A 17,198-nucleotide genomic window follows, 5' to 3' on the forward strand; every position below is an offset into this window, starting at 1 on the left:
TTAACCCAGGGTAGCCTGCACTATCGTTTGGCAACCCTGGGCTATCAAAAGCGCAACACCTACGGCGTTGGTACGTTCAATCCATAACATGAATTACATTATGTTGCGCCAGAAAATATAGCGAATTAATCAAAAAAAGCGCAACACCTACGGCGTTGAAACATGTATTTTGTAATACAATTGATGGCAACATGCGAATAAATAAACGCCAAAAGGTGCCAATATTCCAATGAATGAATTCGCCATTGCTAATGTTGCAACTACGCAACGCCGTAGGTGTTGTACCTTTGATAGCCCAAGGTTGACGAGCGAAAGCGAAGTCAACCCTGGGTCATTTGCCGCGAGTGGCAACAACGCTGTAGGCGTTGTACCTTTTATTCCTTAGTATTTTATCGAAGCATTCCACGCAGAAAATGTACAACACCTACGACGTTGACCTCCACACAACACGCATAACCCAGGGTAGGCTGACGCCAACCCTGGGCTATGAAAGGTACAACGCCTTCAGCGTTGAACTGCAAATGCATTATAAACAGCGTTATTTTACATGAAGAACTGCGTCATTTTATCGCGTAAAATGACGCACTTTATCGTGTAAAATGATAGAGATTGTGTTGTCTATCCTGTGTCTTTTCTTTATAGTTGGCATAAGAAATTGATTTTTATAGGTTTATATTGTATTCAAAGTAAACTTTAATTTGCTGTGGAAAAGTATTTTGTGGTAAATCTTTTCATCGTTTGTGATGGTGCATTTATGGTTGATTTGTTCTGTTCTTATAAAGGAGTGGGACCATTCTTTTGCTGTATAGAGGTGAGGAAGTGAGGCTTTGTAAAGGAGGATGATACTTGAAATGTGATGAGTTGTGAATCAAAACGGCGGATTAGAGTGCTATTTTTCTGGGCAAAAGGCATTGGATTTGTCTCAAAAGAAAAGCGGACTCACCAATGAAAATCATTGAAAAGTCCGCGTAAATAAAGTTGCGATTAATCTTTACAATTATGCGTTTACAGCGTCAGCGAGTTCTGCACCTGCTTTGAACTTAGCCACTTTCTTAGCTGCAATCTTGATTTTTGCCTTAGTTGCAGGGTTGATTCCCTCGCGAGCTGGACGCTCATTAACACTGAAAGTGCCAAAACCTACGAGCTGAATCTTATCGCCTTTCACGAGAGCTTCCTTGATAGCAGCTGTTGTTGCGTCTAATGCTTTCTTTGCTTCTGCCTTGCTCAAGCCTGCGCCTGCAGCAATCTTGTCGATCAATTCTGTTTTGTTCATAATTTTGTTTTAATTAGATGATTATTTAATGAATAATTCGTTACTTTATTTGGCAAATATAGATGATTCCTTTCATAAATCAAATAAAAAAGCGAAAAAAGTGGAATAAAATAGTAAAAATTGCCTTGAAACGGCCTTTCTATGGACTATTTAAACGATATTTTTCGTATTTTTGCAGTCAAATAACAATTAGACAACAATAAAAAATCAACTCAAATGATGCGTATTCCCACCGTAACGAAGAACCTTCTCCTCATCAACGTGATTGCGTTTATCTTGATGTGGCTGCTTCAAAGAGTTAGTTTCATGGGAGGAACTCCGATAGACCTCAACAACATCTTTGGTCTTCATTTCTTCCTTGCGACAGATTTTCAATTCTATCAGCTCTTTACTTACATGTTCATGCATGCCAACTTAGAACATATTTTCTTTAATATGTTTGCGCTATGGATGTTTGGTATGGTTGTAGAACATGTGTGGGGACCGCGTAGGTTCTTGTTTTATTACATTATATGTGGTATTGGTGCCGGAATCTTTCAAGAGGCAGCACAGTTTTGTTCGTTCTATTTGACAGTGTCATCTCACATCCCTTCGTTCACGATAGGACAACTTCCACAGATTGCTTACCAGCTATCTCCGATGTTGAATAACTGGACTACAGTCGGTGCTTCGGGTGCTATTTATGCCATACTGCTGGCATTTGGTATGCTGTTTCCAAACGAACGATTGTTTATTATCCCCATCCCCATCCCTATAAAAGCTAAGTTTTTCGTCATGATATATGCCGGAATACAACTTGTTATGGCGCTATCGACGACGAGTGATAACGTGGCTCACCTGGCTCATCTCGGTGGAATGATAGTGGGATTCGTCTTGATTCGTTATTGGAGAAGGCATCCGGGAGTTGGTAATAACGCTTTACAAGGGCAGCAGTTCTTTGATAATTTGAAGCGTAAATGGGACCATCGTAAGCAGCAACAAGGGGGAAATGGGAATGCCACTCACGTCAATGGAGACGATAATGTCAATCGACAGAGCGACTGGGAATATAATCGTCGCAAGCAAGAAGATCAGGAAGAAGTAGACAGAATCCTTGATAAGATTCGCAAAAGTGGTTATGATAGTCTTTCAGCGGATGAGAAACGGAGGCTCTTTGAAAGTAGTAAGAAGAACTGACGGCAGCGACTATGATGCATAATCTGAAACGATTCTCTTTGCAAATGGTGGCTGGAGCCAATCTGGCTACTATCTTAGTGATGCTTCTTGTGGGGCATTCGGATCGCTTAAACCCTATAAAACATCAGGTGTTAGCTAATGCCGGACTCGTTTTTCCCGTTTTTCTTATTATCAATTTTGGCTTTCTTGCCTTTTGGCTTTGCTTCAAAAAGAAAGGTGCTTTGTTGCCACTTGCGGGCTATCTTGTTTGTTATGGTCCTGTGAGAACCTATATTCCATTTAACATTCCACAGTCAGTTCCCAACAAAGCGATTAAGGTAATGTCTTATAATGTGTGGAGTTTTGCGGGGTGGAAGCGCTATGCTGATGGGAAGTTTCCTATCTTGGAATATATTAAAGTGCAGCATCCTGATATCTTATGTATGCAAGAAGCCATGACAAATGAAATCGGACAACATCGTGTAGACGCTGTTCTTGATAAATTATATGCTTATAAAGACACGCTGAGATATTCGCAAACGAGTGATTGTATCGCCTTATACAGTAGATATCCCATTGTTTCTCATGAGCGCATTAGCTATCCATCGAAGGGAAATTTGAGTGGAGCCTTTGAGGTAAAGATAGGGAATGACACCGTGATTATAGTCAATAACCACCTTGAAACTACGGGACTTTCCAATGAGGATAAACGTGAGTTTAAGTCGTTAGTAAAGGGAGATTTAAAGGTGACGGCAGCCAAACAAACTTCTTATCGCTTAGTAGATAAGCTTGGAGATGCCTCGGCTAAGCGAGCGGTTCAGGCTGATGCAGTTGCTCGATATATTAGTAATCATTTAGACAAAAGCATGATAGTGTGTGGCGATTTCAATGATACGCCCATATCTTATGCTCGACATACCATTGCAAAAAACCTCATTGATTGTTATGTTTCCACAGGAAATGGTCCGGGAGTAAGCTATCATGCTGGAGGAATGTATGTGCGAATAGATCATATTATGTGTACAAAAGATTGGCAACCTTATGCTTGTAAGGTCGACCATAGTATTGGAGAATCAGACCACTACCCAATAGTTTGCTGGTTGAAAAAGCGAGGAAATGGTTGAAAAAAATATATTTCACGCGTATAAATTTTACAGACTGCAAGAAATTTTGTATTTTTGCACGTCTACATATAATAGTAGGAACTTTCTTATTAAATTTAGAAAAACAATAAATCAATAACTAATAAAAAGATGCAAAACAAAGGAATTGTAATTTGTACAGCTGTTCTTCTGACGCTTGCAAGCATTTTCTATCTTTCATTCTCGGTTGCCACAGGTTACTATGACAGCCAAGCTGCAAAGATTAAAGACCCAATTGCGAGACAGGATTATAAAGATTCTGTGAAGTATTTGGGCATTTACTCCTATCAAAAGTGCTTGGAGACCCAGATAGGACTGGGACTTGACCTCAAAGGTGGTATGAATGTGATTCTTGAAATCTCTGTTCCCGATGTATTGGAAACGTTGGCAGATCACAAGACGGACCCCGCTTTTGTTAAATCAATGAAGCAAGCTCGCACTGAAGAAGAGACGAGTCAGAGTGATTTTATATCACTTTTTGTGAAGTATTATCATCAAAATGCACCGGGACATCGCCTTGCTGAGCTTTTTGCTACACAGCAATTACAAGGTAAAATCAATCCACAGAGCACTGATTCAGAAGTAGAGAAGGTGTTACGACAGGAAGTTCAGGCTGCAATTGATAACTCTTTCAACGTTGTACGCACTCGTATTGATAAGTTTGGAGTTGTACAACCCAACATTCAGAAACTCGAAGGACAGACTGGTCGCATTATGGTTGAGATGCCAGGTATCAAAGAACCTGAGCGCATGCGTAAGCTTTTACAGGGTAGTGCGAATCTGGAGTTCTGGGAAACATACAATGCTGACGAGGTAATTCCTTATTTGCAACAACTTGATAGCCGTCTTGCGAACGACGCTTCTAATGATACTACCGCTGTAAAGAAGGCCATTAAGAAGGCTGATGCAAAGAAGGTTAAGTTACAATTGAAGAATAATGACGACGAGACTCCTACTCAAAAGAGCAATGCACAGATGGAAGCTGCGAAGAAACAACACCCATTGTTGGCAATGCTTCAGACCACAGGACAGAACTCTTTGGCACTCGTTGGTTATGCAAGTGTACGCGATACAGCTGCTATTAGCAAGTTAATCTATGGACAAACTGCTAAGCAGATTCTTCCAACCGACCTCAAATTGCTTTGGAGTGCAACGCCAGAAGATGGTATCAAAGCTAAGAATATTTATGGTCTTTACGCTATAAAGGTTTCATCAAGTAACGGACAAGCTCCTCTACAGGGCGACGTTGTAGTTGATGCAAAGGATGAGTTCAATCATGTAACAGGCCAACCTGAGGTCAACATGACTATGAATACAGAAGGTGCACGCCGTTGGGCTGCGCTGACAAAAGCTAATGTTGGTAAGGCCATTGCTATCGTTTTGGATAATGCAGTGTACTCTGCTCCACGCGTAAATGGTGAGATTGATGGTGGCTCAAGTGCTATTTCTGGTAACTTTACCGTAGAAATGACGAAAGACCTTGCCAATACTTTGAAGTCAGGTCGTATGCCAGCACCTGCTCGAATCGTTCAAGAAGAGGTGGTAGGTCCTACACTCGGTGCCGCATCTATACAGCAAGGAATCATCTCTTTCGCAATCGCCTTCGTGCTGTTGATTATCTATATGGTGCTGATGTATAACTTTATACCAGGTATGATCGCTAATGCGGCGTTGATAGTTAACGTGTTCTTCACGCTCGGTATACTCACTTCGTTCCAGGCGGCATTGACAATGTCGGGTATTGCAGGTATGGTTCTGTCGTTAGGTACGGCAGTCGACGCCAACGTTCTTATCTATGAACGCATCAAAGAAGAGCTAAGAGCGGGCAAAGGAATGAAGCAAGCAGTCGCCGCGGGATATAGTAATGCCTTCTCAGCTATCTTTGATTCTAACTTAACTTCACTCATAACCGGTGTTATCCTCTATGTCTTCGGAACCGGACCTATCCAAGGTTTCGCGACAACTTGGATTATAGGTATTGTTTGTTCGTTCTTCAGTGCTGTGTTCTTGACAAGACTTGTTTTTGAACATCAACTCAACAAAGACCGTTGGATGAATCTAAAGTACTGGACAAGTGTTAGTAAAAACCTTATGCAGAATAAGGATTATAAGTTCATGTCCATGTATAAAGGCACCTTCACTATAGCCATTTTAGCTGCTGTTGTCTTTATAGGTAGCTTCTTTGTTCGCGGACTTTCTCAGAGCATTGACTTCACTGGAGGTCGTAACTACGTTGTACAGTTCGAGAAACCAACCGAGCCTGAGCAGGTACGTGAAGTCTTAACACATGTGTTCCCAGGCTGTACTACCAACGCTCTTTCACTCGGAACAGACAATAGAACGATTCGAATCTCAACCAACTATAAGATAGAATCTAACAGTCCTACGGTTGATGATGAGGCCGAAAGTAAGTTATATCAGGGCTTGAAACAGGCTGGTTTAGTTTCTCAAAAGAGTGTACAGGCGTTCAAAAATCCTGATGTTCGCACCGGAGGTTCTATCATAAGTAGTTCTAAAGTAGGTCCTTCTGTGGCTAAGGATGTAACTTATGGCGCTATCATCAGTGTCATTATCGCACTCGTTGCCATCTTCCTTTATATCCTTATACGCTTCCGCAACGTGGCCTTCTCAGCCGGTTCAACCATCGCTTTGATTTTCGATGCCTTGACGGTTGTAGGATTCTTCTCACTGCTTCAAGGATTGTTACCATTCTCTTTAGAGGTCGATCAGACGTTTATTGGTGCAGTTTTGACCGTCATTGGTTACTCTATCAACGATAAAGTGGTTGTGTTCGACCGTATTCGTGAGAACTTCCGTCTCCATCCAAAACAGGATGTACAGAAAGTTTTCAATGATTCTATCAACCAAACATTGGCACGTACCATCAACACGGGCTTCTCTACGTTGATCGTATTGGTAGTAATTCTGTTGTTAGGTGGTAAGAGTATTCAGCCGTTTGCTTTCGCTATGACTCTTGGTGTGGTATTCGGTACGCTCTCATCAATCTTCATTGCTTCGCCAATCGCTTACCTCTTCATGGGTAAAACGATTAAAGACCGCCGCTTAGAAGAGGTTGCTCTTGGGGCGGAAGAACAGAAATAATGATTCAAAACAAGGTGTAACATCCTCAGTGGTGTTACTCCTTAAATGATAAAAGTCTGCAAATGCAAGTGCGTTTGCAGACTTTTTTCTTTTCAATCCATATTGGAAATATAAGCTAAGGCTCTTTACTCATCAAACAATCTGTGTCATTTCGTGCGATGATTTGCGTCATTTAACGCGCTAAAACCTATCATATTACACGACAATTAGGCTCATTTCATTTTGCTCTTTATTATCAACCATACTGCCACCATAAAAGTTTTAATGTGCTACGCTGTATGGGTTGTGCTTTTGATAGCCTGCGATTGATGAGGAACGATTCTCCCTTGATTAAACGATTACATTTAGAAAGAATGTAGTATATAGTGAGTTTTTCTTAAAAATGCAGGGAGATTATGAGGTGGGTGATGGGTGGTTTTATCATGGATTTAAGTCTTTTCTCCCGTGTTTTATCCGAACACACCATCCATAATAAATCATATTACTCCCCTCTCTCTTCTGAGAGGGGTTGGGGGAGAGGCCTTTTCTCTCTTTAATCTCTGTGCATTGGGATTGTGGGAGAGGCTTTCTCTCTCTTTAAAAAGAAAGGGGCGGAATCAAATTCCGCCCCTTTTGAACTGTATGTTAGCTTCGTTTACTTCATTTTGTTGAGTTGAGCTTTCACCTCAGCAGTAACATCTTTGCTCAAAGTATCGCTGATATAAGGGATGCCAGAGCTTACATCCATGATGTAAACATAGCCACCTGCCTTGCCGACAGCTTTGATAGCGTTAACCAATTTGGTAGTGATAGGTTGCATTTTCTCCTGCTGTTCCTTAGACAAAGTCTGTTGATTGTCTTGCAAAGCCTGCTGATATTTCTGATAGAGCCCATTGAGTTCGTTCTCAGTTTCCTGCTGCTTTGTAGCGTTCATTGTAGACTTATTCTTCTCATAGTCTTGGCTTTTACGCTGCAATTCGTCTTGCATTGCTTTGAGATCATTCTCAAACTGCTTTGCTTTTGCTTCCATTTCGCCACGTGCCTTGATGAATTCAGGCATCTGAGACATTACTTCCTGTGCGTTGATGTGACCAAATTTCTGTGCGAATGTCGCAAGAGGAGCGAACATCAACATCATTAAAAGAATCTTTTTCATTTTGTTTTCGTTTTATTGTTTGTTATATAATCATTTTTTATTTGATGCATTCTTGAGACTGCTTTTTGTCATTTCAGCAATAGCTATGACGCGCTTGGTCTCCTGTTTAGTGTCAGAGAGTGGGCTGAAAGCTTAGCGGCTGTATCCCAATTTCTGTAAAACCTCGTTGGAAATGTCTATTTTTGGGCTGCCGAAGATGATGCCTTGGTCACTCGAACGATCGACAACAAGGCTGTAACCACGTAGTTCTGATATCTCTTTTACAGCGTTATAGACTTCCTCTTGGATAGGCGCCATCAAGGCTTCTCGCTTTTTGAACAACTCACCTTCAGGCCCAAAGTATTTCTTTTTCAAGTCGGCTGCGGCCTTTTCTTTGTTCATTATCTGCTCTTGTTTAGTCTTTTTCTGCTCTTGAGAGAGGAAAACCGACTCGTTCTGATAGTTCTTATACATCGTACTTGCTTCGGTATTGAGCGCCTCTACCTCTGCTTGCCACTTCCGACTGACTTGATTTAGTTGCTCGTTTGCACGTTCATAGGCTGGAATATTCTTGAAAATATATTCCATATCGACTAAAGCGAACTTCTGTGCAGAGGCAGACGATGGTAAAAGTGTGAGCAGGAAGAAAGGTAACATGAACCTTAGTGCCTTGTTATAAAATGTTTTTTTCATATCTGTTTGTTTTTAGTTGATGAGTAGACAAGTGTACAAGTAAACGTGTTTATTGTTGGCTTGTCTATTCATCTGTTTATAATCTGCACGAGCATCTGTACCCAATAAGCTTAAAGCTCAGTGAACACATCACTCGTAAACGCGTTAACTTGTCCACTCGTCCACAGACTTAGAACTCTTGTCCGAGGATGAAGTGGAACTGACTTCCGCCTTTCTTTCCGTTGACATTATCCTTATCGAAGCCATAAGCCCAGTCAATACCCATCAAACCAACCATTGGAAGGTAGATACGTACACCGAGACCGGCACTTCGTTTCATATCAAACGGGTTGAAATATTTAGTATCCGACCAAGCGTTTCCGGCTTCAACAAAGCCTAATCCATAGATAGTTGTGTTGCCTAATAAGAATGGATAGCGCAACTCAAGCGTGAATCGGTCGTATGCATAGCCGTTATATGCGAGCGAACCATTGTCATAACCACGTAGTCCTATGGTCTCATCGGCGTAGCTTGAAGAGTATCCGCTCATGCCATCTCCACCCACATAGTAGGTTTCAAAGGGGCTCTTCTTGTACTTGTTATAGCTTCCTAACAAGCCCATCTCAATGCGAGTCATCAGTACAAAGCACTTTTGTCCGCCGCTTAATGCCGTATAAGTCTTTGCCTTAAACTTCCATTTGTGGTATTCAACCCAACGATACTTCTCCTGTTGTTCGGCAGAATAGGTTGGAGAATAAGGGTTCATAGCCAGGTTTTTGTAGTCTTTGTGACTCCAAACACTCCATGGTGGGGTGAGGGTTACACTTGCAGTGAACTCTGAACCACGGCGTGGGAAGAGAGGATTATCCGTTGAAGTGCGACTTAAAGAGATGCTCAAGTTGAGGTTGTTTGCAGCTCCATTCGTCATCAAGAAATACTTCCAGTTCTTCAATTCATAGCGTTGGTAAGCCAATTGTGCCGAGAGTACGAAGTAATCATCAGGCCAACGGAGACGCTTTCCCCAACCAATGCTGACACCATACATGCGCATGTAGGTATCAGGGTCATAGTAGTTCTCGTAATAGTTGTTGTTATAGTTGCCATAACCATAGCCATATCCGCTGTAGTAAGAGTTTAGATAGTTCATGCGGTAGGCATCATTGTAGTAGCTACTTGATACATCTGTCATCTTACTAAAGTACACTCCAACGCTGAATTGGTTAGGACGTTTGCCGCCAAGCCAGTTGGTTGAGTAGCTTGCATTATAGCTTTGATAATATGTTCCGTTTGTCTGTGCACTAAGACTCAACACCTCTCCGTCACCGATTGGCATGATTCCGCGGTGTTCTTTGTTCTTTCTGAAGAGGTTTGCCATTGAGAAGTTGTTCAACTTTAAGCCTACTTTACCTATCACACCTGTTTGTCCCCATCCCAAAGAAAACTCTATTTGGTCATTACTTTTCTGTTCCAAGTTGTAGTTAATGTCCACTGTTCCATCCTCTGGATTGGGCTTAACGTCGGGCTGACTACTCTTCTCTGGGTCGAAATGTCCCATGGACTGAATCTCTCGAAGCGAGCGCATTAGTGCCTCACGAGAGAATAAATCTCCTGGCTTTGTACGCAGTTCACGGCGTACAACGTTCTCATATAGACGGGTGTTACCATTGATGCGCACATGACTTAGATAGGCTTGAGGACCTTCTGTGACACGCATTTCAAGATCAATAGAGTCACCATCGATGTTCACTTCAGTCGGATTAATGCTGGAGAAGACGTATCCGTTGTTGTAATATAAGTTAGCTACGGCGTCATCATCCTTGGAAACACGCTTCTCAAGAAGCTTTTGATTGTAGACATCTCCCTTCTTTAAGCCTAAGATTGCATTCAATCTTAGTGTTGGGTAGACTGTGTTTCCGACCCAAGTAATATTGCGAAGGTAATACTTTTGACCTTCGTCTACCTTTAAATAGATATCAACATGTTTCGGATCTACATTCCAAACACTGTCTTTAAGGATAGTAGCGTCGCGATAACCATATTCATTATATTTCTCAATCAGATTCTTTTTGTCGGTCTCCCAGCGTTCAGGTGTGAACTTCTTTGCCTTGAGGAAAGAGCCTAATTTGCCTGCTTCGTGGGTCTTAGAAAAGGCTCCTTTCTTAAAAAGTCCACCTTTAATCTTCGACAAACTCAATGCTTTGTTGCCTTCAATGAAGATGTTTCTCACCTTCATCTTTTCCTTTTTATCTACGATAACATCAAGAATCACGTTGCCTTTATTAGCTACATCATCCCTCTGTCGTATTGTTATTTCCGCATTTTTGAATCCCTTGTCGTCGAAATACTTCTTTGCTAAGATCTTCGCGCGGTCTATCATGTTCGGTGTTATCTGTGAACCTTTGAGCAGACCGAGCTTATTTTCCATGTCTTCTCGTTCGCTTTTTTTCAGTCCTTCATAGTTAATCACCGACACGCGTGGACGAGTTTTCAACGCGATATGCAAGTAAATCTTTCGCCCAACGATTGAATCGGCCGAAATCTGAACGTCAGAAAAGAGGCCATGACGCCAGTAACGTTTCACTGCATTCGTGATATCGGCCCCAGGAACTGTAATCTCTTGGCCTACTTGTAGTCCCGAAATACCAGACAACATGTAGTCTTCGTAGCCTTGAACTCCCGAGATATTAATGCCACCGATAATGCAAGAGCGCGGTGTTCCGGCATAAGAGATATCAGGATATAGTATCTTGTCCTGTGCAAAAGCAGGGACAGCACTTGTCAATCCCGCTGCGAAGATGATAAAAACTTTCTTTATATTGTTCATTACCAATGATGTTTCTTATTGCTGTTTCGTTCTTATTCGCTTGTCAAAGCATTCTTATTTTTCTGCTTCGGCTTCTATCTGAGCTTCTGTTTTGCCAAATCTCCGCTGACGATTCTGGTAACTCAGGATGGCTTTATGCAAGTCGTCTTCATTAAAGTCGGGCCAATATGTATCACAAAAATATAGCTCCGAGTAGGCAATCTGCCATAAAAGGAAGTTGCTAATCCGTAGTTCTCCGCCCGTACGTATCAGCAGTTCTGGGTCTGGCATGAAGCTTGTTTGCAGATGACGGCTAATGATTTCTTCCGTGATTTCTTCCGGAGCAAGAGACTTATCCTTATGTTCCGTGAGGAGTTCTCGCATGGCTTGCGCCATCTCCCAACGTGCACTATAACTCAAAGCCACAACCATTGTCATCGCAGAATTAGTCTTTGTATGCTCTTCTGTCTCTCTAAGTTTCTGCTCAACTTCGGCAGGAAGTCTCTTTCTATCACCGATAACACGAAACCTTACGTTATTCTTCATGAAGATTTCATCCTCAAGTGATGTGAGCACTAAGCCCATTAAGGCACTTATTTCGTCTGCAGGACGGTTCCAATTCTCAGTAGAAAAGGTATAAAGCGTAAGGAATTTAACTCCTAATCGCGTAGCTTCCGACGTGATTCTACGCACTGCATCCACGCCAGCTTGATGTCCATAGCTGCGTGGTTTGCCTCTTTCTGCTGCCCAACGCCCATTGCCATCCATGATAATGGCAATGTGTTTGGGAATTCGTGTCCTATCTAATGAAGCTTCCATATCTTCGTTTTATATTCTGTTTTGCGTCTCTTTACACTGCAAAACAAGTCACTTTGCGATTCAAAATAACTCATTTTATCGTGTAAAAGCACCTATTTTATCGTGCCAAAGCACCTATTTCATATCCTTGTTACACGTCGTACATTTCGGCATAAAGCTATAACTTAGTGTAAGTTGCAGGGCAGAATAGCAATCTTTATTCTTGAAAATGCCCGACGAAGTGATTCCATACGGATCTTTCCTCCCATCAAGTTTGTCGCTCATTGCAAAGTGCATGGCCCATGCTATGCCTGCATTCACGCGCGTACCTATCTTATATTTCAGGCCAACGCCTATTGGAATATTTGCTGTAAAGACGTTTGTTCCATCACCACTTGCATAGGTTCCACCCACTCCTATAAATAGAAATGGAGTCAAACGCTTTGCTCCGTAGTAGTCTTTTCCAGTGCCATAAGGCCAGAAATTGTATTCATACATCAGACTAACATCCGTTAGTTTGTTACTGAAATGATAGGGTGATGCTGACGATGAAGGGTAAATGGTTCGCACATCACGTTCATTTCCCTTGAGTGTTCCTATCGAAGCATCTAACCGAAGCGCCATATATGCATTGAGATTACGGCGTACAAACACCGTCATCATAGGCTGAAGATCTCGCGTAAGCATGTTATTGTAGTCGCCCAAATAACCCATTATGCCTAAGCCTCCGCCCACTTCCATGAGATATTCATCATCGGTTTGGGCTCTCATGCCAAGCATTGTAGCCAGCATGATGAGTAGAAGCATCGCGCGTTGCATCTCTATTGCCTATTTCTTCAGTATCAATCCAGCTAAGTTACCTTTCCAAATCTTGCCACTTCCACCAGCAATCAACCAAAGGTCTTGATGCTCGTCTACGACCATAGCAAATGAAGTCTCACTGCTTTCAAAGCCTTCTGGTAAGGTGATTCGGTCGTCTTTTTTCCATCCAAGCCCTTGACCTTCGCTGACAAAGAAGCTTTCAAAGGCCTTTGCTTGATAGTTTCCGAGTCCTTTTCCGCCAAGTGCGATGAGGTCATCTCCCACACTAACAATCTGAAGATGGGTCAAACTAGGAGCTACATACGCTGGTTCGTCCAAACCATAGAATCTCCATGGTTGTGCAGGTTGGTTGGGATCAATTTGTTTTCCCCATACCTTTGCGCCGAGAACATCATTGGTTGTCGGTGCGTTTCCTACCATCACAAGATTATAAACGCCAGCATTCACTTTTGAAGCAAAGCTGAACAAATGAATATTTTGACTTGGTAATTCACTTAAATCGCCATTCGTTGTGTCTATACTCCAGCTTGTTCCGCCGTCTTCCGACTTCATCATGTCGCTATTTCCAACGCCATAGAGCACTCCATTGACACCGCCGACCAACTGCTTCAAGGTAACAGAGCCTCTTGTTTCCCATGACTGACCATCTTGACTGCGCAAAATCTGTCCGCCACTATATGTATAAAGGAAGCCATCAAAAGCTATAAGATTGCTTGAAGCCTGTGCATCGAGTGTCTTGTCAGGGCTGAGTTGCTGCCAACTTTGTATCTGATTAGACGATGTAACATAGAGTTTTGTTGTACCATTTTCCGTGCCCATGACATACACTTTGCCATTCTTCGTTACCGCTTTCATGGCAGAGAGTGCCCCCAAACGGCTGTCTTGCCCTGTTGTCGACTGCCAAACAAAACGACCAACCTGCGTCTTATGCACGTTGACTTTTACCGTATAACTACGATTATACTTACCGCTTTGGCTGTAAACAATGAGCGTTCTTGGTTTAGAAAAGTCCAAAGAGTCTGTTGTTACATAGAATTTCAGCGAGTCAGAAGTCATGCTTTTCAATACCACAGAACCTCCGTTCTTGGCTGCAATCGTACAAAGTGCCTTGCGAACATCCACTCCATAGGGCAAGGAATCAACGTTATAAATCTCTCGATTCATTTGATCGATATAGAATTTATAGCTACTTGCGTTCAACGTTGTATGGATAATAGTGTCTGCTCCGGCTTTCGTCTTCGCATGTTTTGTATACTTCAGTGTCCCCAAAGAAAACGCTGTAATCGCTGAATCATCGTAAGTTGTGCCCTCATCATCATTGCCTTTGAGACATGAAGTAAAGGCTAATAGAGCGGAGAATAGCGCAGTAAAGGACAAAAGTTTGGTCTTCATTCTACGTAGTTTATGTTATCTTTTTCCTGCATTGACACCTTGTCTCACAGGTTTTTGATTGCAAATTTAAGCAGAATTCTGCAAATAGGCCACTATTCTGTACTATTATTATGTAAAATAATGATTATTCTTTTGTTTTTTAAGGTTGTTTTACAAAGCGTGTTTGCAGTCAACAAGCAACCTCGTTTGCTTTTACATATAATGTGCTTTGCCTTTACAATTGGCATGGGGTGGCTCTACCTGTCTTTCTCATGGGGCTTTATGGTAAGATTGTTCATGTGAATAAGGTGCTTAGTTTCACCTAAATCAAGGTTCTTTTTAAGCTGTTTTACACACTAATAAATCATCCTCTGATGTGTAAAAAAGATACATGTATTTCGTTTGAAGTCTTTATTCGTGACTTCAAACGAATAGCATATAACAACTGAACGACTAAAAACATAGTCGAACGTGTTTCAAAACATAATGTGTTTAATTGTCATTGAGCTGGCGTTGTCTAACAAGCGACAACGCCCTATGACTCAGTTAAGGTTGTTTTCCGATATAAGCGAGAATGCCACCATCAACATATAAGATGTGACCATTAATGAAATCACTCGCATTTGAGGCTAAGAACACAGCGGGACCCATTAGGTCTTCGGGCGTGCCCCAACGTGCCGCGGGGGTCTTACTAATAATGAATCGGTCGAAGGGATGACGGCTTCCGTCTGCTTGAAGCTCACGAAGTGGAGCGGTTTGTGGCGTTGCAATATAGCCCGGTCCTATGCCGTTGCATTGTATATTGTGTTCACCAAACTCCGAACAAATGTTGCGTGTGAGCATCTTTAGACCGCCTTTGGCTGCTGCATAAGCACTAACCGTCTCGCGTCCCAGCTCACTCATCATCGAACATATATTGATAATCTTTCCATGTCCCTTGCGTTTCATGCCTGGGATAACGGCTTTTGAGACAATGAAAGGGGCGTTAAGATCGATGTCTATGACTTGACGGAAGTCCTCAACACTCATTTCTTCCATTGGAATACGCTTGATAATACCAGCATTATTGACGAGAATATCAATCGTTCCGAGCTCATTTTCCACCTTCGCTACAAGCGCTTTTACCTGCGTTTCGTCGGTAACGTCCGCAATATATCCATGTGCATCAATGCCTTTTGCTTTGTAGTCAGCCAGCGCTTTGTCTAAATGCTCTTGACTGCGGCAATTGAAAGCCACCTTTGCCCCAGCCAAAGCATAAGCTTCAGCAATAGCAAATCCGATACCATAAGCAGCTCCTGTCACCAAGGCTACTTTTCCTTCTAAAGAAAATCTCTTAGAAAACGTGTCCATGTTTTAGTATTGTTTCGAGTTAATAACGTAGATGTTGCAAATATACGAATAGATTTCAGGGTACACAAATCTATCGAAGTTAAAAAGTATGAAAGCCGGTTTGTTTGTCAAATACTTTGATTGTATGTTTTGTTTTGGAGTGAAGTGTAGAGTGGGTTGAAGCAAATAAAGCCTCACCCCCAGCCCCTCCCCGAAGAGAGAGGGGAGTAGTTAGTTTTTGAAATGGAGGGGGTTATTTGAGGGTTGATTAGGAGTTGTAATGAGGTTGATAATTAAAGGTTAAATGATTTGGGGCAAATCATCGCGTAATTTGCCGTATTTTATCGCATGAAATGACGTAGATTATCGCATAAAATGACGCAAATTATATTATGGTTTTTATTAATCAACGCCGTAGGTGTTACGCTTTTGATAGCCTAAGGTTGCCAAACGATAGTGCAGGCTACCCTGGGTTAGTATATGTTGTGTGAGGAACAACGCCGTAGGTGTTGCGGTTCTTTTGATTAATTCGTCATGAATCCCCTTGCTATAACCATGTCTTCAAAGAAAAAGCTCAACACTTACAGCGTTGAATCCCCTTGCGAATGCTTACCCAGGGTAGGCTCGTCCCTCGCCAACCCCGGGCTATCAAAAGAACAACACCTACGGCGTTGCATGGTGAGAACATTCATCATGGTAAATGTAATCATTGAAATGCTGGCATAAAATCTACAGCGTTGCACCATGAGGTCATTTTTATTGCCAAATACATTCATTGGAATACCGACATAAAACATACGGCGTTGTATCGTTACAACATTCATAATGGTGAATACATTCATCGGAATATTGGCATGATTTCTACGGCATCAGTGATTAATAAACAATTTTTTGATTTGTATTAATGAATTAATTGTGATACGTTTTCATTGATATACCATTGAATCATGCCATAAATAATAAATCAATACGCATTTCTCAACGCTGTAAGCGTTGTACTTTTGATAGCCCAGGGTTGCCAAACGATAGTGCAGGCTACCCTGGGTTAGGGTATGTTGTGCGTGGAACAACGCCATCGGTGTTGCGCTTTTTCGGATTAATCCGCTATGAAAGGTTTCATTGTAAGCGTGCCTTCACAGAAAAAGCTCAACACTTATGGCGTTGAATCTCCTTGCGAATGCTCACCCAGGGTAGGCTCGTTCCTCACCAACCCTGGGCTATCAAAAGAACAACTCGTACCGAGTTGCGTGGTGAGAACATTCATGGCAATAGATGCATCTATTGAAATATTAGTGTGACACCTACGGCGTTGCACTATGAGGGCATTTATATTGCAAAATTCTTTCATTGGAATAATGGTGCAATACCGACGGCATTGCGTGGTTACAACATTCACCATGGTAGATAAATCCATTGAAATATTGGTGCATTTTGCTACATAATTATTCGTATATTGGCATTAATTGTATTACAAAATGCACGTATCAACGCCGTAGGTGTTGCGCTTTTGATAGCCCAGGGTTGCCAAACGATAGTGCAGGCTACCCTGGGTTGAGGTATGGTGTGTGGGGAACAACGCCATAGGTGTTGCGCTTTTTCGGATTAATCCGCCATGAA

Annotated in this window: 16 protein-coding genes; 4 read left to right on the top strand and 12 right to left on the bottom strand. The window is 42.0% G+C overall.

Features of this window, described 5'->3' with window-relative positions:
* The first annotated feature begins 229 nt into the window (after nt 1-229).
* Entirely contained in the window at nt 230-385 is a 156-nt protein-coding gene (locus HMPREF9420_RS14245; RefSeq protein WP_007135149.1) for a hypothetical protein, read from the top strand.
* Between the two features lie 4 nt (nt 386-389).
* Here HMPREF9420_RS14245 and HMPREF9420_RS13475 read toward each other — a convergent pair whose 3' ends face one another.
* Nucleotides 390-527 (bottom strand): hypothetical protein, encoded by a 138-nt coding sequence (locus HMPREF9420_RS13475; RefSeq protein WP_007135150.1) that lies wholly within the window; start codon nt 525-527, stop codon nt 390-392.
* A gap of 470 nt (nt 528-997) precedes the next feature.
* Nucleotides 998-1,273 carry an HU family DNA-binding protein gene (locus HMPREF9420_RS08305; RefSeq protein WP_007135151.1) on the bottom strand — a complete coding sequence of 92 codons (276 nt, stop codon included), beginning with the start codon at nt 1,271-1,273 and terminating at the stop codon, nt 998-1,000.
* Between the two features lie 216 nt (nt 1,274-1,489).
* On the opposite strand from HMPREF9420_RS08305, the gene HMPREF9420_RS08310 reads away from it, so the two are divergent.
* From HMPREF9420_RS08310 to secDF, 3 genes are all read left to right on the top strand, one after another.
* Nucleotides 1,490-2,449, top strand: a complete 960-nt coding sequence (locus tag HMPREF9420_RS08310) for a rhomboid family intramembrane serine protease (protein WP_007135152.1) — start codon at nt 1,490-1,492, stop codon at nt 2,447-2,449.
* A gap of 11 nt (nt 2,450-2,460) precedes the next feature.
* Nucleotides 2,461-3,552 carry an endonuclease/exonuclease/phosphatase family protein gene (locus HMPREF9420_RS08315; protein ID WP_007135153.1) on the top strand — a complete coding sequence of 364 codons (1,092 nt, stop codon included), beginning with the start codon at nt 2,461-2,463 and terminating at the stop codon, nt 3,550-3,552.
* 129 nt (nt 3,553-3,681) lie between these two features.
* The gene (secDF, locus tag HMPREF9420_RS08320; RefSeq protein WP_007135154.1) at nt 3,682-6,672 is read left to right on the top strand and encodes a protein translocase subunit SecDF; all 2,991 of its coding nucleotides are present in this window, start codon (nt 3,682-3,684) and stop codon (nt 6,670-6,672) included.
* Nucleotides 6,673-7,306: 634 nt separating this feature from the next.
* Here secDF and HMPREF9420_RS08325 read toward each other — a convergent pair.
* From HMPREF9420_RS08325 to HMPREF9420_RS13490, 10 genes are all read right to left on the bottom strand, one after another.
* A complete protein-coding gene (locus tag HMPREF9420_RS08325; protein WP_007135155.1) occupies nt 7,307-7,807 on the bottom strand; it encodes an OmpH/Skp family outer membrane protein in 501 nt (166 codons plus the stop codon).
* A 132-nt stretch (nt 7,808-7,939) separates the two neighbouring features.
* Entirely contained in the window at nt 7,940-8,479 is a 540-nt protein-coding gene (locus tag HMPREF9420_RS08330) for an OmpH/Skp family outer membrane protein (RefSeq protein ID WP_007135157.1), read from the bottom strand.
* Nucleotides 8,480-8,648: 169 nt separating this feature from the next.
* Nucleotides 8,649-11,282, bottom strand: a complete 2,634-nt coding sequence (locus tag HMPREF9420_RS08335) for a BamA/OMP85 family outer membrane protein (RefSeq protein WP_007135158.1) — start codon at nt 11,280-11,282, stop codon at nt 8,649-8,651.
* A gap of 54 nt (nt 11,283-11,336) precedes the next feature.
* Nucleotides 11,337-12,080: an isoprenyl transferase gene (locus tag HMPREF9420_RS08340; protein ID WP_007135159.1), complete on the bottom strand. Its 744-nt coding sequence runs from the start codon at nt 12,078-12,080 to the stop codon at nt 11,337-11,339.
* Nucleotides 12,081-12,194: 114 nt separating this feature from the next.
* Complete coding sequence (gene porG, locus HMPREF9420_RS08345) at nt 12,195-12,878, bottom strand: type IX secretion system protein PorG (protein WP_044078864.1); 684 nt, start codon at nt 12,876-12,878, stop codon at nt 12,195-12,197.
* A 9-nt stretch (nt 12,879-12,887) separates the two neighbouring features.
* Nucleotides 12,888-14,273 (bottom strand): DUF6242 domain-containing protein, encoded by a 1,386-nt coding sequence (locus tag HMPREF9420_RS08350; RefSeq protein WP_007135161.1) that lies wholly within the window; start codon nt 14,271-14,273, stop codon nt 12,888-12,890.
* Between the two features lie 525 nt (nt 14,274-14,798).
* The gene (locus HMPREF9420_RS08355) at nt 14,799-15,602 is read right to left on the bottom strand and encodes a gluconate 5-dehydrogenase (RefSeq protein ID WP_007135163.1); all 804 of its coding nucleotides are present in this window, start codon (nt 15,600-15,602) and stop codon (nt 14,799-14,801) included.
* 560 nt (nt 15,603-16,162) lie between these two features.
* Nucleotides 16,163-16,423: a tetrahydrofolate synthase gene (locus HMPREF9420_RS13480; protein WP_248628098.1), complete on the bottom strand. Its 261-nt coding sequence runs from the start codon at nt 16,421-16,423 to the stop codon at nt 16,163-16,165.
* Between the two features lie 84 nt (nt 16,424-16,507).
* Nucleotides 16,508-16,657, bottom strand: coding sequence for a hypothetical protein (locus HMPREF9420_RS13945; RefSeq protein WP_007135165.1), 150 nt, complete (start codon nt 16,655-16,657; stop codon nt 16,508-16,510).
* 77 nt (nt 16,658-16,734) lie between these two features.
* Nucleotides 16,735-16,995: a tetrahydrofolate synthase gene (locus tag HMPREF9420_RS13490; RefSeq protein WP_081457457.1), complete on the bottom strand. Its 261-nt coding sequence runs from the start codon at nt 16,993-16,995 to the stop codon at nt 16,735-16,737.
* Nucleotides 16,996-17,198 lie beyond the last annotated feature (203 nt).

The organism is Segatella salivae DSM 15606, assembly GCF_000185845.1.
GTDB classification, from domain to species: Bacteria; Bacteroidota; Bacteroidia; order Bacteroidales; family Bacteroidaceae; genus Prevotella; species Prevotella salivae.